21 protein-coding genes are annotated in these 21,298 nt (G+C 40.1%); all 21 read right to left on the bottom strand.

Going from position 1 to position 21,298, the window contains the following annotated elements; all coding sequences use genetic code 11:
- Window positions 1-237 precede the first annotated feature (237 nt).
- On the bottom strand, window positions 238-3,279 hold the full coding sequence (locus NW213_RS01900; RefSeq protein ID WP_258321656.1) for a hypothetical protein: 3,042 nt from the start codon (window positions 3,277-3,279) through the stop codon (window positions 238-240).
- 5 nt (window positions 3,280-3,284) lie between these two features.
- Window positions 3,285-3,959: a hypothetical protein gene (locus NW213_RS01895; RefSeq protein ID WP_258321655.1), complete on the bottom strand. Its 675-nt coding sequence runs from the start codon at window positions 3,957-3,959 to the stop codon at window positions 3,285-3,287.
- Window positions 3,960-3,963: 4 nt separating this feature from the next.
- Window positions 3,964-4,263: a hypothetical protein gene (locus NW213_RS01890; protein WP_258321654.1), complete on the bottom strand. Its 300-nt coding sequence runs from the start codon at window positions 4,261-4,263 to the stop codon at window positions 3,964-3,966.
- 9 nt (window positions 4,264-4,272) lie between these two features.
- Window positions 4,273-4,545 (bottom strand): hypothetical protein, encoded by a 273-nt coding sequence (locus NW213_RS01885; protein WP_258321653.1) that lies wholly within the window; start codon window positions 4,543-4,545, stop codon window positions 4,273-4,275.
- A gap of 21 nt (window positions 4,546-4,566) precedes the next feature.
- A complete protein-coding gene (locus NW213_RS01880; protein ID WP_258321652.1) occupies window positions 4,567-6,966 on the bottom strand; it encodes a gp58-like family protein in 2,400 nt (799 codons plus the stop codon).
- 1 nt (window position 6,967) lies between these two features.
- On the bottom strand, window positions 6,968-7,690 hold the full coding sequence (locus NW213_RS01875; RefSeq protein WP_258321651.1) for a hypothetical protein: 723 nt from the start codon (window positions 7,688-7,690) through the stop codon (window positions 6,968-6,970).
- Window positions 7,691-7,796: 106 nt separating this feature from the next.
- A complete protein-coding gene (locus NW213_RS01870; RefSeq protein ID WP_258321650.1) occupies window positions 7,797-10,469 on the bottom strand; it encodes a hypothetical protein in 2,673 nt (890 codons plus the stop codon).
- 124 nt (window positions 10,470-10,593) lie between these two features.
- Entirely contained in the window at window positions 10,594-10,938 is a 345-nt protein-coding gene (locus NW213_RS01865; protein ID WP_258321649.1) for a hypothetical protein, read from the bottom strand.
- Window position 10,939: 1 nt separating this feature from the next.
- A complete protein-coding gene (locus NW213_RS01860) occupies window positions 10,940-11,269 on the bottom strand; it encodes an SH3 beta-barrel fold-containing protein (RefSeq protein WP_258321648.1) in 330 nt (109 codons plus the stop codon).
- A 106-nt stretch (window positions 11,270-11,375) separates the two neighbouring features.
- Window positions 11,376-11,858, bottom strand: a complete 483-nt coding sequence (locus tag NW213_RS01855) for an RNA polymerase sigma factor (RefSeq protein WP_258321647.1) — start codon at window positions 11,856-11,858, stop codon at window positions 11,376-11,378.
- Window positions 11,848-12,039, bottom strand: coding sequence for a hypothetical protein (locus NW213_RS01850; protein WP_258321646.1), 192 nt, complete (start codon window positions 12,037-12,039; stop codon window positions 11,848-11,850). The genes NW213_RS01855 and NW213_RS01850 overlap by 11 nt, the downstream gene beginning before the upstream one ends.
- 67 nt (window positions 12,040-12,106) lie before the next feature.
- Window positions 12,107-12,670: a hypothetical protein gene (locus NW213_RS01845; RefSeq protein WP_258321645.1), complete on the bottom strand. Its 564-nt coding sequence runs from the start codon at window positions 12,668-12,670 to the stop codon at window positions 12,107-12,109.
- Window positions 12,667-16,437 (bottom strand): phage tail tape measure protein, encoded by a 3,771-nt coding sequence (locus tag NW213_RS01840; protein WP_258321644.1) that lies wholly within the window; start codon window positions 16,435-16,437, stop codon window positions 12,667-12,669. The genes NW213_RS01845 and NW213_RS01840 overlap by 4 nt, the downstream gene beginning before the upstream one ends.
- A complete protein-coding gene (locus tag NW213_RS01835; protein ID WP_258321643.1) occupies window positions 16,437-16,625 on the bottom strand; it encodes a hypothetical protein in 189 nt (62 codons plus the stop codon). Before NW213_RS01835 ends, NW213_RS01840 begins: the two co-directional genes overlap by 1 nt.
- Window positions 16,625-17,143, bottom strand: coding sequence for a hypothetical protein (locus NW213_RS01830; protein ID WP_258321642.1), 519 nt, complete (start codon window positions 17,141-17,143; stop codon window positions 16,625-16,627). Before NW213_RS01830 ends, NW213_RS01835 begins: the two co-directional genes overlap by 1 nt.
- 48 nt (window positions 17,144-17,191) lie before the next feature.
- Window positions 17,192-17,359 carry a hypothetical protein gene (locus tag NW213_RS01825; RefSeq protein ID WP_258321641.1) on the bottom strand — a complete coding sequence of 56 codons (168 nt, stop codon included), beginning with the start codon at window positions 17,357-17,359 and terminating at the stop codon, window positions 17,192-17,194.
- Window positions 17,360-17,382: 23 nt separating this feature from the next.
- Complete coding sequence (locus NW213_RS01820; protein WP_258321640.1) at window positions 17,383-18,234, bottom strand: hypothetical protein; 852 nt, start codon at window positions 18,232-18,234, stop codon at window positions 17,383-17,385.
- Window position 18,235: 1 nt separating this feature from the next.
- Complete coding sequence (locus NW213_RS01815; RefSeq protein WP_258321639.1) at window positions 18,236-18,802, bottom strand: hypothetical protein; 567 nt, start codon at window positions 18,800-18,802, stop codon at window positions 18,236-18,238.
- Window positions 18,799-19,329 carry a hypothetical protein gene (locus NW213_RS01810; protein ID WP_258321638.1) on the bottom strand — a complete coding sequence of 177 codons (531 nt, stop codon included), beginning with the start codon at window positions 19,327-19,329 and terminating at the stop codon, window positions 18,799-18,801. Before NW213_RS01810 ends, NW213_RS01815 begins: the two co-directional genes overlap by 4 nt.
- Before the next feature lie 9 nt (window positions 19,330-19,338).
- A complete protein-coding gene (locus NW213_RS01805) occupies window positions 19,339-19,722 on the bottom strand; it encodes a hypothetical protein (RefSeq protein ID WP_258321637.1) in 384 nt (127 codons plus the stop codon).
- A gap of 5 nt (window positions 19,723-19,727) precedes the next feature.
- Window positions 19,728-21,296: a phage major capsid protein gene (locus tag NW213_RS01800; RefSeq protein ID WP_258321636.1), complete on the bottom strand. Its 1,569-nt coding sequence runs from the start codon at window positions 21,294-21,296 to the stop codon at window positions 19,728-19,730.
- Between the last annotated feature and the right edge of the window lie 2 nt (window positions 21,297-21,298).

Below are 21,298 nucleotides of genomic sequence, written 5' to 3'. Positions count from 1 at the left end.
ACCACCATTATTGCGATTAGCATTCGTAACAACATTATTCGCATTCAAATTACGGGGCGAACAATAGCTATTATTAGCATTACCGCGAAAACGGGCGGCTTCTGTCCTGCCGCTATTTCAACCTGCTTTCTGACCTTCAGAGGAAAAGTCTCAATGCTTTTCTTGTGCCAGGACAACAGGATTTTATTTCATTTCATTTATTTCCTTCAAATCAAAAGGGCGGGGCTTGCAGCCCCTTTATTCCGCTTGCAGCGGAGCTGCGCTTCCTAACAAGGCTTGGGCAGAACCACCATTAGAGCGAGTAGCAGACGTAACAACAGAATGCGCAAGCAAAGCACGGGGCGAACAAAAGCTAGTAGAAGCATAACCGCGAAAACGGGCGGCTATACGCGTACGCTGATTCAACTTTGTTGACCAATGATTATTATCCCAAGTGTAATAACACTCACCGGTAGAAATACTACCACCGGCTTTCTGTTTCCAACCGGAATAGGAAGATCTCAAGACTGAATATCCATCACCGATATTAGTACATGAACCTGTCTTGATATAAGATCTTTCAAAATCAAAAGTACCTAAATCATCACGTGAAGAGGTTTTCTCTGTATGCCATTTACGCTGGTCTGGCTCTAAATACAAATCAATAGGATTACCCTTGCTACCACTTGTCGTAAACTGACAAGTACCAACCTGCTCGTAACCACCACCGCAATACATGAATATATCACCTGACAGGTTAACGCCACCATACAATGACATTCTTAGTATTACCTCTACGTCCCATTCCACATCGTTACCTTCCGCATCGAAGGCATTGAATGTCTGGCTCATTATCTTATACAGACGTACATTCATGCTTGCCGTACCGTCAGTGCCAGGAACAGATACATATCTGTATTTATAACCATAGAAATCAAATTCCGTATTCTCAGAAACACCTGTCTCTACGGCAAATGATACGGCCATCTGGCTTTCCATGCAGGCTTCCTTAGGATGCTCCATGTTTAATAAGACCGTAAAAGTAGTTCTTTTACCCGAATTGTCATAATATATATCCTTTTGTTCATTCCATTTGGCGTATTTCCAAGCTGTCTCATCATGTTTCTTATACCTAACACCACCGTTTTGAAGCCAGTTCTCTTCATTTGAGCAGGAATCATTGGAAGATATACCTGAACCGAACATTAAAGCATTATGAAGGTATTTTGTACCATAAAATACTTCAAGACACGTTATGTATGTGTTCAAAGTGTGATACCCCCCTTCGGCAAAAGGATATGGAGCATTGACATCTGCATTATTAGCACGTGCGTATGTCATATTGTTGATTTGCTGCATATCGTTGACACGCGGATAAGTCTTTTCCTGGTCATAAAACATAGTGCAAAGATTATTCTGACCTTTTGAGGACTGACAGTTCGTTTCACCCTTATACAGGAACAGGAAATTACGTGTCTTTTTCTCGACCGTACATGAAGGACCTGGTCCGAATGCTGTAGGAACAAGAGGATATTTACTCAGGTCAATGCCATCCCAGAAGATTGGTTTTGTGAATACGCCCTTCCATTTACGGCCGCTGGTGCCGACAACATTATCCAACAGATAAACGGTATCTTCCCTGCCTATACCAATAGTATATTTTGTTTCTGTCGTCTCCCATGGACGGAGAACACGGACTTCCGAACCCTCAACATTATACAGTTTCGCCATGCCATGTTCATTATAGAAAGCAGCTGCATCAAACGTACCGGCATCACAATATTTCTGTGTATGGTCTGCATCAAGATACAATTCGACATCACACTCAGCACGCTGGGCTTCAGTTATACCTATCACCGGAGCAAAATCACCGTTCTCAAAACGCAAAAGGTTATTACGTCTCAACTTGCCTACAGGCGTAGTAGTCTCATTCTGATTATCGGTTGTATCAAGAAGATAGAAATTCCATTTGGTCAGGAAATCCTTCTGGCCGTAAAAAGCAACACTTTCCGGAGCAAGCTCTTCCGGATTCCATTCTGCAACACCATAGTCTGACTTTGCAAGCTGCAGTTCCGCTGTAATCTCTTCTACTGCAGAAAGACGACCATCGAACTCAACAAGACCTGCAGAAGCTTCTGTTGCAGTCTGAGCAGCCTTGTTGGCATTCTCTGCAGCTTCATTTGCAGAAGATGTAGCTGTTTCGGACTGTTCCTTCAAGGTTTGAAAAGTTGAATTCCTTGACTGTTCGGCTTCAGAACGCAATCTTTCATTTTCAAGTCTTGTGTTTTCATTCTCAGTTCTGGTTGTCTCGGCAGACTGACGTTCTGCCTCTTTTCCCTGTCTTGAGCTTTCAGCGTCCTGTCTTGAAGTTTCAGCAGCAACACGTTTGTTTTCTTCGGTTATTCTGGCTTCTTCCGCTTCGGAACGCTTTGTTTCTTCTGCCTTTCTAGCATTTTCATTCGCAGTTCTACTCTCTTCCGCTGATAAGCGCTTGTTTTCGGATGATACACGCAAGTTTTCAGCCTCCTGCCTGGCCAATTCATTCTCCTTACGCTTATTTTCTTCTCCTACCCTGCTTTCTTCTGAGGATAAACGCGAAGATTCATTTTCGCTTCTTGCTGTTTCAGCCAATTTACGTTCATTCTCAGCTACATTTCTTGAATTTTCAGCTTCCTGTCTAGAGGTTTCTGCAGAAACACGTTTTTTCTCTTCAGCAGCTCTTGAAGTCTCAGCTTCAACCCTGGAAGTTTCTGCTTTGATGATATCCTCATTTGTTTTTAAAGTAGTCTCTGCCGCAGAATTAGCTGCAGCTGCAGCCTGATCAGCCTCTGTTTTGGAAGCTTCCATCTGACCCATCAGTTCTGTTGCATTTTGAGTGAAAGTAATATATCCTCTTTCACGATCAGTCTCGTTTTGCTGGCGAACCGCTTCATTGTTCTGAACAGTTGTTTCAGTTTGGAGTACTGCCTCCCTTGCCTTATCAGCCAGAACCGCGGAAGCGTCAGCACCTTTGGCCGCTGCAAGAGCAACAACGGCTGCTTCTGAAGCCGGACGTTGTAACTCTTCAATCTGTTCCGGAGTAAAATCATCATACGTGAATGCATCACCCTTATCTCCTTTTTGCGCTATCAGCTTCCAAGTATCTGAAGTGGAAGAAGAAGGTTCAACACCAACATTATCCTTCAGTGCTACATAACTGGAACCGGCATGAGAAATACCATGCAGTCGTTTATAGGGATACTGTTTATCCCATTCCCCTAACCAATCAATGGAGACCTTACCTAAAGAAATCTTCTTCATAATAATCAATAGTTAAAAATTAGTTCACCTTCATCATTTATCTCAAATCTCTCTTCGTCAAGAGGTTCTTCAACACTCACAATAAGATCCATATTGTCTGATATATCGAATGTTGGATATAGAATACCACCGTCCTGGCCATCTGCACCCTTAAGAGAAGTGAGCCATTCTTCTTCCGTACCCTCAAAACCGTTCTCAAGCGCAACCTCATAAGCAGACTTGCCTTTGTTACCATCTGCACCTTTAAGAGACGCCAGCCATTCTTCCACAGTTCCTTGAAAGCCTTGGCTGACAGCAATCTCGTATGCGGATGCGCCCTTGATGCCTATCTGAATGTTACTCTGCCATTCTACGGTCTCGCTCTCCATGTCGGCTGTCGGTTCCTGACATGTGGTTGATACCAGTTCGAATACATTACATGCATCAACGGCCGTCATATCAGCCTTGCCAAAATTTTCCCAAAGAGAAAAGCTATAGACACCAAGGCTTTTCTGTTCAGATCCGAGGAATCTGAATTGAAGGATATGTCCGGCTGTGTCATAGACAGAGATTGAAATTCGCCTGCGTAGAGGATCAATTATAACAAGTCTCAGGTCTCTGCCCTGCAGAGGGACAGGTTCGCCATTTGTAAGGATAGCCCAACGTATAAATATATCCTTACCTATTCTTATCTTTTTCATAATCCTACTCACTAATTAATTCCTGAGCCTGAGCATCTATTAATTGTTTAATCCAGCTGATAAGATTCTGTTCAAGGGTTGCAGCGACACCCGCATCCTCAGCATAAACGACGTCATTAAATAATGTTATATTCGTCACATTCTGTTTCTCATCTATGTAGATAGAACCAACATTTTTATTCTCTGACTTGATTGTAGCCGAAACGGTATATCGGCCATCTTCAACACGTTTTGTTGCGTCAACAACAATAGTATCAGCTGTAGCCTGATAAGTGGATGAAAAACTTTGACTGATTTGTTTCATAATAGCCTCCTATTTTTTATCTGTTGATAATAAATTATTAATAGACTCTTGTACAGGGACAATAAAGCACTTTGCAGCAATATCCTTAACAGGTTGTATATATTCTTCTGGTATTTCGACTGGCCCTGTCGAAAAATATATCTGACGGGCCAGTTCATCAAGCCCTATGTCAGCAGTATTACGACGTATGTTATTACCCATTTCCTTACGTAGGTCGAACACTTCTGCATCGCCTTCAAAATCCATTTGTACCTTTAATTTACTAAAATCGATCTCTTTCATTGTGTTATTATTTATAGTTAATCATGCGCTTATAAATTCATGCCAAAAGACACCGTCAGACATCAGTATTCGTGGCTTATAGTCATAATATTGGATATAATCTACTATATCACCATTACTTGCGCGAAACAATCTATTTAGCGTGCAAGTAAACTTAATCGTAGGAGCAGAACCGGAAGTAGCTGCAGAACGAATAAAATATATCTTGCCGGCGGCATTCCAAGGATGAGGGAAATTAAGTATAACTGACGAACCGGCAACTCGAAGATAATCATCACAAGTCTGAACTTGGTATGGATATGAACTGACATACTTGCAATTGACAGTAAGACCTGATATCTTGATATACTCACCATCACGAGCAGTCAATTGCACATTGCCAATAGAATTGATAGCATAGCCATAACCTGCAGCATTACATCGAACTTTCAAGCCTATAGCTGAATTACTCTCCCCGTAAGATGTGATGTCTAGACATATGTCATTATCCGCTCGCAATCTCATAAAGCCGTCATCTTGAGTAGAATTGACTCGGAAAAACTTACCGCCACTGACACCTATAGACAATGTTGAACCACCACCATCACAAGTAATTGAATTACTTGAAATGGAAAAACCACCGATAGTACCGCCAGTACAAGTAATATAACCTGCTGTTGAAATACTGAATGTGCCGTTTGCCGTTACAGCGCCATTAAGATCTATTTTCAAAGCTGACAATTTAATAGTTGTTGAAGTCTGATTGATTATACTGACCAGCTCATTACCATTTTCAAGGCGCGATACTGTAGAAGTAATGCTGCCGACCTGAACCTTAAGCGATGAGACCTGAGAGATAGCACTACTGGCATCGTCTTGAGCATTTTCAGCCTTATCTAACGCAGAGCTGGCAGTGGATAAAGCACTGCTGGCTGTAGAAGCAGCAGAGCTGGCTGTAGAATTTGCCGATTGCGCTGTATTATAAGCACTGCTGGCCGTGGACGCTGCAGAACTGGCAGTACTTTGCGCGGCATCCGCTTTCTCCTCAACTGACGAAACGGTCAAAGAGATGTTGCCAACCTGAAGCTGCAATGAAGCGACATCAGTCTTAACTGTACTTATCGCAGAATTAGCCGAGTCTGCAGCAGACTGAGCATCATCAGCCTTTTTCTCAACTGATGAAACGGTCAAAGATATATTGTCAACCTGTACTTTAATTTGCGCAATACTCTCCTGTGCGGCATTGGCTGTATTTTGAGCGGCATTGGCTGTATTAAGGGCATTGGTAGCTGTGCCCTTGGCAGCTTCAGCAGTAGATTGCACTGAAGAGACTGACAAGACAATCTCCTGATCCTTGATTTTAAGCTGTGCTACATCTGAACGAACAGAAGCGAATTCACCGTCAACATAACCTTTAACATCATCGCCGGATTCGAAAAGAAATGTACCACGAAACTCATTACGCGAAGGAGATATTATAGTTTTAGCCTTGCCTTCGAGACTGTAAGTATTAATACCGGAATATTGGATAAAAGACGGTGAACCCTCGCCATAGACAGATATAATAATAACATTCTGTCGAGAAGCATCCGTCATATTACCTATAGTAACCATATTGTCACCTTCAGCAGGGACATCATCAGATATCATATCACGGTCTGTCTTAGACAAGTCTATATAATCTTCGCCAATACCAACACATCGACGCCAATAATACTTGTTAGATACATTCTCGTGTACACCCTCTTCGATATTAAACTCACGGCATTGTACGAAGTCATCCACACGGAATTTATTTTTTACCTTTTTACTTCCATCATCTGCTGTAAAATAACAACGGAAATAAGTTTCAAACTCTTCAACCTTCGTGCAGCGTGCACCAGCAGGTCCGAAAATGTAGTTACCGCCAGAATATGTCAGTTCCATAATCTCCAAGGCTGCGAAAACAGCCTTGAGACGGACAAATAATTTATCAATCTCAAAATAAGATTTGCCTGTAGAGTCAGTTTTAAGCAAGCCATAGCCAGTACCTAATGCACCAAGAATAAGGTTATCAGACTTAATGTCGGTAGTGATTATACCACCAAGGAGTTCAAGTAAAAAATTTGTTATATCTTTCTGATCTTTTCGAATGAATATTTTTTTTAATAATTCTTCATTATTTGAAATTTCATGAAGAGTCCTTAACGCAGAAAACACATTATTGTCCGTGGGAATAGTCTCTTTGTCATTTTTACCTATCACTTCAAGATATATACCTATTCCTTTGATAAACTTTTTTAGGTCCTCCAATGAAACACAGCGACCACCATTTAATTCGAGCAGATCTTTACCTGCAAGTTCATTAGTCCTCGCTAAATCATCTATCCTTACACTATCGTCCTTAATTCTCTCAAGTACTTGTGCAACAATAATATCTACATCTTCTCCAGTAATCGCCATATCAAATAGTTAATAATTTATTAGAGACTTTCCTATAATTAACATCATCAACTCTTCTTATTTTCAACAGGTTGTCACTTTCTGAATAATCAACAACTTCAACAGATGTCAACGCCTGCTTAAAAACGTAGCTTCTATATCCATCCAATAGAATATTCTTTTCCGGTATATTTGATTCCATTCTTATATATCTGTCGCCGTTAAAATATACATAGGTACACGACAGAATTCTATTCAGCATCGCAGCAAACCATATAGGACATCCTGAAGAATTTCCTAATGTAAATGTTTTGTTGAGGCTTTCAACAGAATATATTTCACTGATATTATTGTCTGCATCAGTAAACTGCTCATTATTGACACCGAAAGACCAGTCATCATCTTTAAATCCACCATGAACTCTCCAATCAAAGAAATGTTGAGTATCAGAAATCCAAAAGATAGCATCCTGTCTCTCTCTATTATCCTTCATTGAATACTGTATTAAGACTGTGTCTTTCAGCTCCAATTCGTCAGAAGTGATATGAAACATTTCAGATTCAACGCCATTTACAGAAACCTTATAATATCCATCAGGAAGCCCTTTCAATACATAATAATATAGTTTATCAGTAGAATTGATACTCCATATACTCCAATCAATATTAACTTCTTCACTGCTGGCTAAATTGATTAATACACCAGTGATTGCTCGAGATTCGGAACGTGCTATTACCTGTATCATTATCTCGTCAGAAGGCGCAAATACCTGAATATATCTACTCCCTATACCGCTATTATCGGTACTGGGTTGAAAAAAAATCGGTGTAAACGGACTTACAAAATACATACTACTCTATCATTTCAATCAGTTCATATTCATAGGCTTCATTATTAGCCACATTAATATCTAATGTCGAGAGAAACCCCTTCTTCTTCCCTCCATACCATGGAATCTCAACGCAACCATTCCAATCTTCCGGCAACACTAGTTCATCAGTTGTAAAACTGATATTCCCATGACCAAATAGAGGATCTGATAATTCAACATTTCCAGAAACGCTTTTACCATCAATTGATACATCAGATTTACCTTCTGACGACACGAATGTTAGCGTCTTCGCAAATGATGCAAGATACGACTTGTTTGCTTCAATCATAAAAATGGGAGCCAAATCCGAATTAAACATACTGTCTGTAGATACACCATCTATCCTATTGTTTCTTAGGATAACATACTCGTTATCTGTTTTCACACAGCTTATGGCAAACAACTGAGTATCACTCTCTGTACTGCTTGTTTCTTCACCAATCTTATTGGACAACTCCTCTACACCATAGCTATCAGCACGATATGGAGACACCATATTCAACTCTTTGTCGTCCAAAGTAATACCTGTTGTATATACAGATTTGAAATTAAACTCATCCTTGCCATTATTTCCTAGATCATAATTCTGCTTTTCGTATCCAATAGTCAATCTGGAATACAATCTGTCTGTTGCCAGTTTATAGACACAATCAGATACGTTAGTCAAGTAAAGTACAGATGATTTGTCAAACACCTCGTTCTTATGCTTGAAAAATACAGTAGGGTATTTGGTGTCATCTACATCACTTTCTGTTACCGTACATTTAACCAGACAGTCTTTAAGTACAATGTAATTCTGATCGTTACTTATAAACATCATATCATCACGTACAACATCACCATTATTATATTTGTCCGAACCTGTAAATGGATAATAATATTGACCATCTGACAGATACATAAACTTCATGCTCTTCCTACAATAACAGATATTTTCAATTGCAACCTCTCCATTATAAGTACCGGCTTCTGTAACAGTTTCATTAATAATAGAACCAAATTCCACAGTATCTACATACCTAGATACATTTACATTTTCTATAACGGCTTCCTTTAATTCACTATACCAACGGTATTTTGCTCCTGAAGTATAGGTAGGTTCTGTATAGTTAATGGCAGAATAAATAACCTTATCTTCAGTACTGCGATATAATCTGTCCGTATGGACTTTTATTCCAAAAGGATCGTTACCCCATTCTTGAGATTGAAAATTTTCACTACCAACAAAATCGTAATCAAAGCTACTTTCCAAGTTTGCTTCTGATATAACCTCAAAGAAATATCCATACATACCAGGCTCCCTTTCACGAAACAATATATCACCTATCTTTTTTGAATATTCAGCATGATATATACACGTGAAATCATATATACTAGACAGTAAGAACTCATCATCACTCTCAGATAAATCTTCAATTTGATATACATAACCAAAAGTAGTTTCCATCCATTTACAAAATTCATCAAACGAGGTATATACCTTTGCTGATGGGAACTGTCTCACGCTTTCTGCAGGACACAACATCGTTTGTTTTAATCTTGTATTGTCTGTTCCATCAGCTGATGTCATCTTAATTTTGTATCTAACATCTAAACCAGGACATATAGATGAAAGAATTTTCCCTAATAAAACTTCCGGACTAATAACATCTAAGTATAACGGTTCCTGTCTGTCATTCCATGAAATATAACCATCTTGGTGAGCTTTAAAAGTAACACCTCCATCCAACTTCCCATAGCCATAATTATAAATTGCGAACTGCAACCTTTCGCCTTTCTTCAATCCACCAGACCATTTCACTGCAGATGGACGTGTATTCTCATCCCTAGACATTACGTTTGAATAACCGCAGTTTAAAGGGGTAACACTACTACCCGAAACTTTTGCCAGGACACAACCTCTTAAAGATTCATTTAAACCAATATGCGTGAAATCTATCGAAACAACACAGTCTTTCAGACATTCCACAAAATAAATATCAGTTTTATTCAACCCAGGCATACCCCATATCATTGGAGTACCATCGGTCTGAAATGTTTCCTCACTATCCTGAAATGTAATACTTTCATTATTTGGAGTATCACTGCTGATTACACCTATGCGCGGATAAAACCACCATACATTTTTATCTATTTCTGTGTACGTATCTTCGCCTCCCAATTGTTTATTACCAATAGCCTGTATTGTAACTTCTTTCCGAATACTTACACGGTCATAGGACAATTTAAAAGATTCTTTAATATCTTCTACTGGATACTCATACTTTGTAGTTTTATTAGCCTTTATAAGCGCAGCTACAGAGTTGTCAAGACATCCTAGTTCTACTCTGTACGAATCATAGGTGAATGTAGAAAAATCCAAAGGACATGAAAATATCTCTTTATAGGTCCAGTCATTTTCTATCCCATAAACCGCAAAAGAAGCTATTGAATTAAGTCCGTTAATTGTAAAATGTTCAATCAAAACGTCGCGAGCGTTTCCGACAAACTCAATGTTACTTCCACATTTCCTAGTAATACCACCGTAATCAATTCTATTATATGACAGTTTGATGTCTTTCAAATTGGCTATCATAGACGACACGTCAATGCAGGATTGACTGTTAATGTCAACCTTTTCACTACCAATCATTAGATAATATTTACAAATCATATAATAATCATTTTGTGTTCAAACAAATATACAGAAAAAGGCAACCCATACACGGATTGCCTAATTTCTTGAAAACAACAAATATGCCTAATACATAGATAATCAAACACTTACAACAATATTTCTATTTTACCATTTTACTCGGACATATCAATACGTCACCTGCTATCCAGTCCCCCGGTATTATAGATTTTGATTTAGTGGCCAACACTGTGGCTATGTAATTAAATTCCGGAGTTATAAACTTACCTTCCTCATTGATAACTATAATGTATTCATCAGTAAGTTCTATTTCAAAACCCTCTTTGTCAAATTCATTAAAAATTAATGGACCGACGTTCCTTTTGATTGGAACAACATCAAAAAGTCCTTTAACAGCATTCTGCAATTCTACTAGAGAGAAATAACTTCCATTCAAAGGGGAAACAGTTATAATTTCCCCTTGAGCACTGATAATAAAACTGTTCATATCAATAAACTGTTACAAGGTTTTCAATCTTAAAGCATCTCATCTCTCCCTTATCGACATCAAAGTAAGCAAAAGTCTTATAGCTTGGTTTTGTCATCTTTTTCCCGTTAACCGATGTTCCGGCAGGGAAATTATATAATGTTCCATTAGCATATCTTATTGAACCGTCAACCTTTTGGAAGGCAAACCTAACGATTCCCTGTCTCATTTTCTTTGCTAACCTGTAAAGTTCCCATGCTTTGAGCATACAGATTTTCCATGAATTCTTAGTTGACTTAGCTAACTGATGTGCATACTTCATAACTCTTGATCTGAAATTTATCTTTTCCATAATGTTTGTTTTTTGTGGTTTGACTTATATTTTATTTATACTGTAAAGATAGTTCAGATAGTCAATTTATGCAATCAGAAACTTCGCCATATTTGTCTGACAAACTTTATTTAACTTTTTGATAATCAATATATTTACGAAGCATATCACGTCCATACGATATACGGCTTCGAACAGTACCAACAGGTATGGACATCGAACATGCAATCTCATCATACGAGTATCCGTCAGCATACATCATAACACAATCTACAGAACAGGATTTCACACGACAATCATCAATGAAGCCCAACACCTCAGACAACCTTACCTGCTGTTCGGTATCAAGCTCAGACACCTCATACTTCGCTTTATCCTCATCCTCAAAATGTATAAGGGAATCATGTTTGTATGCAGTGATATATGTATTGAGCATTATCACACTACACCATGGCTTGAATGGTTTGTTCTCATCGTAATTTTGCTTATTCGTCAGTATCTTAAGAATCGTTTCCTCAGCCAAATCTTCCGCATCCATCCTGTTCTTGCAATACTTGAATGCACTCTGCATTATCCACTGATAATGCTCCTTGACCAGACTATTCAGCATTGTGTACAAGTTTAAGACAAACATTACTCTTAACCTTGCTCTCAACACTCTGCTTAAATGCTAGTTCACGCATTCTCGTTATCACAAAATCCGGATCTGACGAAAGGCTATTAACCAACTCAATAATAAGGTCACATTTGGCATTTATTTCAGCCAATTCTTTTTTTACATCATTTTTCATAATAAACGGGCGATTAGAATTACAAAATAGTTACTAACCACCCGTCTGAAAAATTCGATTTGCAAGTTTATTTTCTTGCTATTTTCCTCTTAATCTCAATATCCGCCTGTCTCAGCATGTTGGCATACACACCTGCAGATACGATATTCACATCAATATTCATCTTGAAATACGTCATGAGAAAAGCTATTTCCTTGTCAAACGAAGCACGTATATCATCAGGTGTTCTTTTCTTAGTTTCTTTCCTGTTATCATCAAGCCTATGCTTTAGATACTCGGCTTCTGCCTTCATCCTGTCTATCCGTTTAACAATATCCTGTTTACTATCATCGTTGTATCCAAGACTTTTCAAGACACCACCTACCTCTTCCCACGCGCTGATACCGGTAAGTATTTTCAGAACCTTACAAATCGACAGCTTGTACTGAATTTTCAACCTCTCTTCCTTTTCAAGAAGGATTGTTTCCAGTCCGGACGGATTGACTATTCCCTGGTATGTATATATCAGTTCATTTGCCATTTTCATAATATCTTCATCCTTATCATTTTCACTGTCTTTTAGAACATAGTTGTTTCCACATAACAGTTCAATGAAATCAGACAGTTTCATTTTACTCAACGTCGTTATCATAATCTGTTTCTTTTATAGTTTTCAAATCTGGCATTGTATGCGTCTTTGTGCTGGAGACGTGACATTTTCTTCAACTCAGAACGCACTGCTTTCATTTCACGCGACAACTCGCTGTAATCATTGACTATTACCGGTCCACCCTTATCATCATTAATCGGGTTGAGGCTGAGATTTAAGTCGTCAAAGGTATTGATGTCCGGATATACTTCCGCACCCCTTGGTAAATCCACAATAGTAGGCGTATCAGGTGTCACCCATCCCTTTCCTCCATAGACTATTACTTCCTGTTTACCACCGTCACCTACGATAGCAAGACCACCGATATGTCCTCCGTTCTTGGTACCTTCCTTATATGCAGGTATAGGTGTCGCAGCTATAGTGGCGACTTGTATTGCACCCATTGCGCCAACGATAGCCGCAAGTACAAGGTTTGGTAATGCTCGTGTGATGGCAAGAGCTGTGGCTATTCCAGCCTGTGCTATGTCAACACCTTTCTGCCATTTAGCCTGCTTCTGCTGTAACTTCACCTTTTCGTTCTCCAGCTCCTCATTCTTCTTCGCTGTCTCAGCTTCTGCGGCACGTTTGCGTGCTTCACCTTCTTCGGTGCTCAATACACCATTCTCAACAAGGGCATCAATTCTTTCAACATCTGCATTGTAGGCTTCTTCGTTTGCTTCCTGCTGTTTCTCTATATCCTCAATATCATTTTCATACAATGTTGACATCAAGTCTCCGACAGTTCCAATAGCATCAGAGGAAATACTAAGCCACTCTTGTGCTTTCTTTATTCTTTTCCTATAGGTTTCTTCTTCCTTATCCTTTATTCGTTCAATAGCTGCAATCTCGGCATCAGCTTCAGCATTTGCCAAATCAGCCTTAGCCTTCTGCAACTTCTCGGCAATGGCTTCTCTGTCGTCAGCACTCAGTTCCTCTACTGACAACTGTTCCTCGAGTGAAGACACTGCAGCCTTGGCAGTATCAATAGAGAACCGTTCTGTTATCTCAGCTTTCTTGTTCTCGTATTCTTCCCTACTAATCAGTCCGGCCGCAAAAGCCTTCTCCATATCCTTCATTTCAGAATTGTACATGGCATTACGTACAACCTGTTGTGCCGCGGCAGATTTAGCTATTTCTTCTACCTCATCAGCTGCATACTCTTCATAAAGTTTACGTTTCTCATTCAAGTATTTCTGCTCGATGAGGCTTATATCAGCGCCATTGCTTTCGGCAGCCTTAATCTCAGCTTCTTTCTGCTTTTCCAGTATCTCTAGACGTATAGACAATTCTTCTTCGCTACCTTCCTCAGCTATTGCCAGTCTGTTCTGTAGGTCAGTATCAGCCCTCTCCTTTTCATATTTCTTTGTAGCTTCTGACAGGGCTTTATTCATTTCCTCCTGAAGGGATTTTCTCAGTGCTATTTCTGCAGACGAATTACCTTTGACGGCATCAATCTTCTGCTGGTAGCCATTACTGATAACAGCCAGTTCTTTATCCAATCCTTCATCCATCAATGCGATACGTGACTCCTGCAATGCTTTCTCGGCTTCAAGACGTGCTGTTTTCTCATCTGCGGTTTCTGCACCTGTGATTTTCTTATTTACAGACTGATCTTGATAGCTACCTACAAGTTCATATTGTTTGCTGAGACTTGAATAACCACGTTGAGCAGACATTCTTGCGTCCCATGATGTTTTTATATCCGCATTTATCTCATTATTAGTACGGTCAAGCCCTACTCCTTGACGCCAAAAGCTGGCATCTTGGTACTCCTTGTAATATTTTTCATTCAAAGTAACGGCATCCTTAAGATTCTGTTCCTCGTATTCAAGAGATTTCTTTAAGATAGACAACCTTTCTTCCTTTGCCTTTTTAAAAGCTTCCTCCCTACTTAATCCATCTGCCTCATATTTTTCAGCCGCCCTATTAATAATGTCATATTGTTTCTGAACATCTATTACTCCGGATTTTTCACCATCAGTACGCGCTTCCGACTCTTCTCTTTCTGACCTTTCTTCTATACTTTCAATACCTTGCCTTACAAATTTTACAAGATCTGATGTCATAGATGCTATGGAAGTCTTAACCTTCGCAACCATGCTCTCGTATGCACCACCTGTCGCATCAAAGAGTTTAGCAACCTCTGTTGCCAATTCCTTTTGAGCCTGCAAATATTCTTCCTGCGCTTCACCAACTTCACCTGCATCTGCTTTCAAATCGTTGAGGTTTGTCTTAATATCCTTCAATGTTCTGATATAATGGAGCCCTGCATCTTCACCCGGACCACCGAAGATGTCAGCCAATGCAGTACCGACAACAGACGCGCTGTCCGGCAATTCATTCAAACGTTCTGACACCATCTGTATTATATCAAAAGTTGTTTTCTGACCTGACTTCAACTGTTCCTGAACCTCAGTAGCAGATATTCCTATACCTTCCAGCGCATCAGCAGTGGCCGTAGTCATTTCACGGATACGAAGATTACCTTCCTTGATAACATCAACACCCTTATCCGAGTATATACCAGACTTGGCAGCCTGTGCGGTTATAGCAATGAATGTTTCAGCACTGATGCCGGCTTCCTTGAAATATGCAGGGTATTCTCTTAATGTATCCAGGAACTCACCGTTTGCATCTGCTCCAGCTATAAAGCCATCCTGAATGAGTTTAATAGCTTCACTGGCATCAATACCAAACTGCTTTGATACAGCATTGGCACCTATCAGAACCTCTCTGAAATCCTTATTGTAATAATCTGCAATCGTCTGTACTTCTGTTCTATATTCTTTCAGATCGTCACCACTCTTTTCAGTAAACTGCTGAGTCAATCTGGTAGCTTCAACCAGTCCCTTGTTATAGTTTACCCACCAGCCGTAACCTAAAGCAGCGCCACCACCTATAGCACCAAGCCCCAGCAACCACTTATTACTGAATACGGAACTATACCCCTTTATACTCTCAAATATACCACCTATATCACCGAGTGCACCTAAAGAACTACCAAAACCACCACCCATGATACCAAGATTCTGCATAGAGTCATTAAGGTTATTAAGTTCCATCCACGCTTGTTTAATGCTTTCGGTATAATTACCGATATTCATCTTCTGCTGGGTGTATCGGTCACTGTTACGTTTCACATAGTCAGTATTCACACCGATGGTAGCATTAAGCTTTCCTAACGTATCCTTATAACCTTCATCTGTATCACGTACCATCTTAACAGCCTGGCGCAATCTCTTATTGGCTTCATTGGCTTCATCAATACTGTGTACCTGTTTATCTGCCAAAGCAAGTGCTTCCTTAATAGTGCGGATACGTTCCTCCTCAGTCATAGTTGCAGCCTTTCTAGTGGTGTTTGCTGCCCTCTGTGCCTTATTCATTGCTTCCTCTGCCTTAGCAGCCTGCTGTACGGCTTTAGACGCTTCTACGGTAGCCTTGGAAAGTTCCTTCACTTCTTTCGTACTCAGCTTTTCAGCCTCTGTTTTCTCCTTGATTTTCTTCATTAACTGCTCAGCAACCTCAGACTGCTTTTTCAAAGCTCCAGTCAATGAATCAGATGCAGATGATACATTACGCATCTGGGTATTATAGACATTCTGCAACTTATCAAGGTCTCCCTTACACCTGACTTCAATTGTCAGTCCTTTTGCAAGTTCCTCTGCAGCTTTAGTGTAAGTACCCTTTATACTGGTTATCTTCTCATCAAGTTCTACTAATTTCTTGAATGATTCCTCATCAACGAAATCTTTTAATTTAATCTCGGCCATTACAAATAATGTTTATATTCAACAATAGTACCATCTATCTCTGTGCCTTCTTTATCGAAGGCATAAGTACCGTCTTTCTTCCGGTATATCACATAGACACACCCTTCCATAACGGCTGCCTTCTTGGCAAGCATGGCTACATGCTCATAATCAGACATTTTTTTCTTGTTTTCGCAACTACATCCCATCAGAATCCATACTTTTTAAAGAAATTTCCAACAAAAGGTTTAAGCATCTCCAATACTATATATTCCCTGGCATCCATACCAAGGTTAAGGATATTGTCACCATACTTCCTGACTATGTCCGGACCATCTGAAAAACCTACTGTATTTATTAAAACCTTTCCACCATTGACAGTAGCACGGATACTCTCATGGAAGGTACCCGTAATATAAAGGTTAGGAACATCTATCGGTCGTGGCGGCAAGTTAAGGCGCGGACTGGCTATTGGAGGGGTTATATTCTTCTTCCATTCGATATAACCGTCCGAATCGTGGTACCATCTTCCCTTTATGTCAAAGAACGGGTCGTCAGAGTATGAAGGCCTTAGACTGTTGGTGTCACCGTCTAGTCCCGAATACAACTGTTCGCCTATCAAATCTTCAACAACAGATTTTTTTTGCGTCAAGCATTCGGCAACAGCATTCTCTAGTCCAGCCACTATACTATGAACAGAATGTTCCAGTTTCTCAAAATCAGCCATAACAATAAAAATAAAGCCGGACTAATGCCCGGCTCAGTTACTTACCAACTACTTACTTGTCTCGGCAGCGGCTACCTCCTGTTTAGGCTTGCCAACGATACTGTCATATACATCAGACAGTTTCTTTTTCCTGTCGCCCTCCTTTATGGATTGCCACAGTACGCCGATATGGTTCTCAATAAACTTTTCCTTCGTGACCTTCTTAACCTCGGCCACAACGAAGGTTACTCCATCTACTCTCATGCTGACGCTTTTACAATTTTGACAAATTCAACCCATTTGATATCGTTAGTGTACAAGACAGACGGCTGTTTCACTGAGATTTCACCTTCACCAGCAGTAATGGTAATCAAACCGTTTTCATAACTTGCCGATGTTACCCCTGTAAACACCTGCTCTGCACCAGTAGAAAGCGCATCGGCAAACTCTGCTGTTCTGTCATACCCACCAACACACTCTACAACCTTATATTTACCGCTGCTTGCTTCTACAAGCATAACCTCTGTCAAGCCCTTTAACACACTTGCAGGATTAAAATCTAGCTTCACATAGTCAAAGTTCAACTGACTATCCTCAGCGTCAAGGTGTGCGAAGTTAACTGTCATGCTAGATTTGGCACCGCTGGTACTATAAGGAGTAGAACTAGGATAGATTGCAGACATAGGAATGCCGGCAAGCTCATCTGTTCCATCGTTATAACCAATAAGCATCTTGTTGCTATCCCAGTAATAGACATCCCACTGTTTGTTGGCACAACGAAGGAGTTCTGCATTAAGCATTTCATCGAAACGTGCCAAAGTGAATGTATCCGTCTGAGCGTTGAGGCCGTTGTACTGGTTAGGACCATAACCAACAGCACTAACCTGTGCTTCACCACCGCTTTTTGCATACTCAACGAAGGTTAAGATAGGATAAATTCTCTCGGGTCTGTCTGCATGGCACAACTCAGCCAGCTTTTCCGGAGTCAAGTCCGCCGGTAACTTCTTACCATGCTCGACAATAATAGCACCTTTGACTTTTCCCCAATCTACACTGCAGGCAGAACCACCAGTGTTCATTTCTGCGGAATCGCAAATTCTTGTCTTTCTCATATTATCTACAAGTTTGATTTTTAACTTTCAGTTCCATCGAGCGGATATTTATGGCATCAATAGGCTCGCTCACTTCCTCACCGGATTCTGTGTATGCTCCGTATCTGCCATACGAATAGTTCTCGGAATAATCATGCGGAATGATATCGTCATATTCTATATCAAACCTATCGTCATTCAATAACTCTGTTATAAGTCTGTTATAAATAGGTCTAAGAATGTTAATGAATGAAGCCTGTAGGCGACGTTCATTGCTCCAACTCTTGGTTGACGAACAAGCTATTAAAATGTTCAATGTAACCTTAGCGTGATAATCAATGCTATCACGCTTTTCGGTTACAGGACAGAACAAAGCCACCAATGGGAATTTACGTTCCGACATTGATGGAACTTTGCTATATTCATCCAGCTTATCCTTGATGTACTGAGCAGATCCGAAAATGTAATTAAGGTTGGGATTCTCAATCATTTCGAACTTATCATTTTCTACATCAACAGGAATGGTTATACTTAGGTTCTGGCCCGTAGCCTTAACAACATCCCCTAGAAGCTCCACAATACCTTTCATAGATTAAACTGGTTTATCCTGTTCAACATATTAGTCTGTGTCTCTAATGGTATAGGACAATTACCTTCACGTGCCCACAGAATGAATTTAACATTCGCATCAACCATCCTGTTCCATGCAATAACCTGTGCTTTGATAGGCGAAACATATTCGTTAGCACATTTAAGCCTTACATTTCCTGTAATTGTAGCTTGCGAAGAGGCATCACGAAGGATATTAAACAGTACATAATCAGCGAATGGCTCTTTTAATTGTTTCAAAACAGTCCAATACTTATCATCGTCTGTTCTATCCAGTAATTCTACGGCAAAATAATCATTGTCACACGTAGCTTGTTCAATGAATTTATTTGCTATTTTGGCTTCCTCTACACCAAGCATCGCTTCCAAAAAAATAGGCTGCAACTCCTTAATGTATGCTTCGATATGACCTGTTACTGCTAAAGAATCGGCACCGGCCGTCTTTGATGTTGAGGCATTTTGGATATGACGGGGTCCTGATACAAAATATGACACATCAATCAACATGGTAATTCCTTATTTTTTGCTTTTCGTAGCAGAAACCTTTTTCTCGTCCTGAACAACGGTTGCCTTTTCATCTTCGGCAGAAACCTCTTTAGTGTCGGTTTGCTCAACTTCTTTAGAGTCTGCATCTTCAACATCTTTGTTATCATCTAAGTGTGTTTCAAGTTCTGCTATCTTTGCTTTCAATTCTTCATTCTCCTTCTGTAAATTCTCATTCTTTGCAGAAAGATTGTCAATAATCTTCTGCTGGCTCTCGAATGTCTTTTTGACATCCTCTTCCGGAACAAGCCCAGCTTCCGAGACCGGGGTGATAGTAATCAACCCACGGCCAATACGGATACGCTGTTCTTTTATAACTGATTTCAGAGCCTTCTCGTCTCCATTAAGCAAATACATAGGCATCAGGCTTTAGTGATTGCTTCTTTAAGTGCTGCCAGGTCACCATAAGCGAACGCCCATGGCATATATACAGGGAAGATAACTTCTTCCTGAGCAATCAAGACAATCTCATTCTTCAACTTGCTTTCTACATCTTCTGCCCATTCAAGCGTCAATGACGTATAATCAACAAGGCTGGCCGCAACATTAAAGTCTCCAATCAGATATTTACCAGGCAAGATGTTGTTTGTCTCAATAATTGGACGACCTGCAATATACTTAACACCATTTATTGTCTGGATTATACCAAGGTTACGGCCGGTTGTATCCTTTTCACTTTCCATAGCATTTACTGTGATAGGATTCAATGCAATAGCATTCGGCGTGTACTGTGCGTATGTCATCACAGCAAAACCTGTTTTGGCAACATCAAGAGAGTTAGGTTCTTCGACAGACTTAAATGCGCCATTGCTGACCTTGAAAGTCATATCTGATGTCGAAGTTTCCTCTGTATAAGCTACACCTTTCAACAGAATCTGACGGTCATTCATCTTCACAAGCTGGTTAGCACTGTTCAGAGCTGTAAGACCAGTAGCACCAGTAAAGGTAATTGTCATACCATCGAGGATAAGATCCTGAGGATTTGTAAACTCTACGACTGTGTCTTTATTGGAGTTATATCCTGAAACAGACTTCACAGAACCGGCAGAACCGCTTACATAGACATCAGAGATGATTGTTTCAACTGGCAGAACACCTGTATGGTTGACGATACCAAGCAGATTTTCTCCATTACCGTCACCAAACAAGATATTCCAATCTTCAGCCTGATATACAGCTTCCGGCAACATTTTCAAGATAAATGAGCGGATAAATACACGGCTCTTGAGCATTCTCTTGGAAATAGGGAGGTGAGTACCAAGACGTTTTGTACCTGTCTGCACTTCCTTAGCCTTGATACTTGACTCAGGCAATCTTCCGTTTTCTGTCACATAACGTGCGTTACGGTCGAAGTCATACACCTGAGTAAACGCAAGATTAGGGAACTTAGGATCACCCTGCAATGTAGTCAATACATCACGCATGTGGATTCGCTTGTTGGCTACCTGCGATACTACTCTGTTCTGCTGCTGGGTAATCAGATGGTCACCGTCATAGTTGTCAGTCATTGATACTATATCCTTCAGGCAGAAACCATCAAATACACCAGACTTGCGGCAATTACCACTTGCGAACTCCTTGAATTTCTCAGAATCCAGCATTTCGTTCAACTTCTCATCGAACTTGTTGATAACATCCATGCCGATACCTTTGGATTTCAGCTTCTCGATAGTATCACCAAGACCTTTGACTGTCTTAATCAGTTCTTCGTTATCTTTCTTCAACTGCTGGAACTGTACATCGTCATAACCATTCAGCTTATCATTAAGACTTTTGAGTCTTTCTTCCATGTCTTCAGACGAGATAGTACCTTCCATCGCCTTGTTGATAACATCACACATCATCTTAGTGATGTTGTTCATAAACGTAGCCTGTTCCTGTGGCAGGCCGTCAGTCTTGAGACCGAAATCTGCAACTGTAAATTTCTTCATGT

It is taken from the genome of Bacteroides sp. ET336 (assembly GCF_024733815.1).
GTDB classification, from domain to species: domain Bacteria; phylum Bacteroidota; class Bacteroidia; order Bacteroidales; family Bacteroidaceae; genus Phocaeicola; species Phocaeicola cellulolyticus.
Note: the sequence above shows the minus strand (reverse complement) of the source record. Positions and strands in the feature narration are given on the sequence as shown.

What these genes read in the sequence shown, in the direction of transcription:
- NW213_RS01830 (WP_258321642.1), bottom strand. Translation starts at nt 17,143, where the DNA reads ATGGCTGATTTTGAGAAACTGGAACATTCTGTTCATAGTATAGTGGCT.
- NW213_RS01885 (WP_258321653.1), bottom strand. Translation starts at nt 4,545, where the DNA reads ATGAAAGAGATCGATTTTAGTAAATTAAAGGTACAAATGGATTTTGAA.
- NW213_RS01810 (WP_258321638.1), bottom strand. Translation starts at nt 19,329, where the DNA reads ATGTTGATTGATGTGTCATATTTTGTATCAGGACCCCGTCATATCCAA.
- NW213_RS01800 (WP_258321636.1), bottom strand. Translation starts at nt 21,296, where the DNA reads ATGAAGAAATTTACAGTTGCAGATTTCGGTCTCAAGACTGACGGCCTG.
- NW213_RS01820 (WP_258321640.1), bottom strand. Translation starts at nt 18,234, where the DNA reads ATGAGAAAGACAAGAATTTGCGATTCCGCAGAAATGAACACTGGTGGT.
- NW213_RS01835 (WP_258321643.1), bottom strand. Translation starts at nt 16,625, where the DNA reads ATGGGATGTAGTTGCGAAAACAAGAAAAAAATGTCTGATTATGAGCAT.
- NW213_RS01895 (WP_258321655.1), bottom strand. Translation starts at nt 3,959, where the DNA reads ATGAAAAAGATAAGAATAGGTAAGGATATATTTATACGTTGGGCTATC.
- NW213_RS01850 (WP_258321646.1), bottom strand. Translation starts at nt 12,039, where the DNA reads ATGAAAAATGATGTAAAAAAAGAATTGGCTGAAATAAATGCCAAATGT.
- NW213_RS01865 (WP_258321649.1), bottom strand. Translation starts at nt 10,938, where the DNA reads ATGAACAGTTTTATTATCAGTGCTCAAGGGGAAATTATAACTGTTTCC.
- NW213_RS01900 (WP_258321656.1), bottom strand. Translation starts at nt 3,279, where the DNA reads ATGAAGAAGATTTCTTTAGGTAAGGTCTCCATTGATTGGTTAGGGGAA.
- NW213_RS01875 (WP_258321651.1), bottom strand. Translation starts at nt 7,690, where the DNA reads ATGATACAGGTAATAGCACGTTCCGAATCTCGAGCAATCACTGGTGTA.
- NW213_RS01855 (WP_258321647.1), bottom strand. Translation starts at nt 11,858, where the DNA reads ATGCTGAATAGTCTGGTCAAGGAGCATTATCAGTGGATAATGCAGAGT.
- NW213_RS01880 (WP_258321652.1), bottom strand. Translation starts at nt 6,966, where the DNA reads ATGGCGATTACTGGAGAAGATGTAGATATTATTGTTGCACAAGTACTT.
- NW213_RS01805 (WP_258321637.1), bottom strand. Translation starts at nt 19,722, where the DNA reads ATGTATTTGCTTAATGGAGACGAGAAGGCTCTGAAATCAGTTATAAAA.
- NW213_RS01870 (WP_258321650.1), bottom strand. Translation starts at nt 10,469, where the DNA reads ATGATTTGTAAATATTATCTAATGATTGGTAGTGAAAAGGTTGACATT.
- NW213_RS01860 (WP_258321648.1), bottom strand. Translation starts at nt 11,269, where the DNA reads ATGGAAAAGATAAATTTCAGATCAAGAGTTATGAAGTATGCACATCAG.
- NW213_RS01840 (WP_258321644.1), bottom strand. Translation starts at nt 16,437, where the DNA reads ATGGCCGAGATTAAATTAAAAGATTTCGTTGATGAGGAATCATTCAAG.
- NW213_RS01845 (WP_258321645.1), bottom strand. Translation starts at nt 12,670, where the DNA reads ATGATAACGACGTTGAGTAAAATGAAACTGTCTGATTTCATTGAACTG.
- NW213_RS01890 (WP_258321654.1), bottom strand. Translation starts at nt 4,263, where the DNA reads ATGAAACAAATCAGTCAAAGTTTTTCATCCACTTATCAGGCTACAGCT.
- NW213_RS01815 (WP_258321639.1), bottom strand. Translation starts at nt 18,802, where the DNA reads ATGAAAGGTATTGTGGAGCTTCTAGGGGATGTTGTTAAGGCTACGGGC.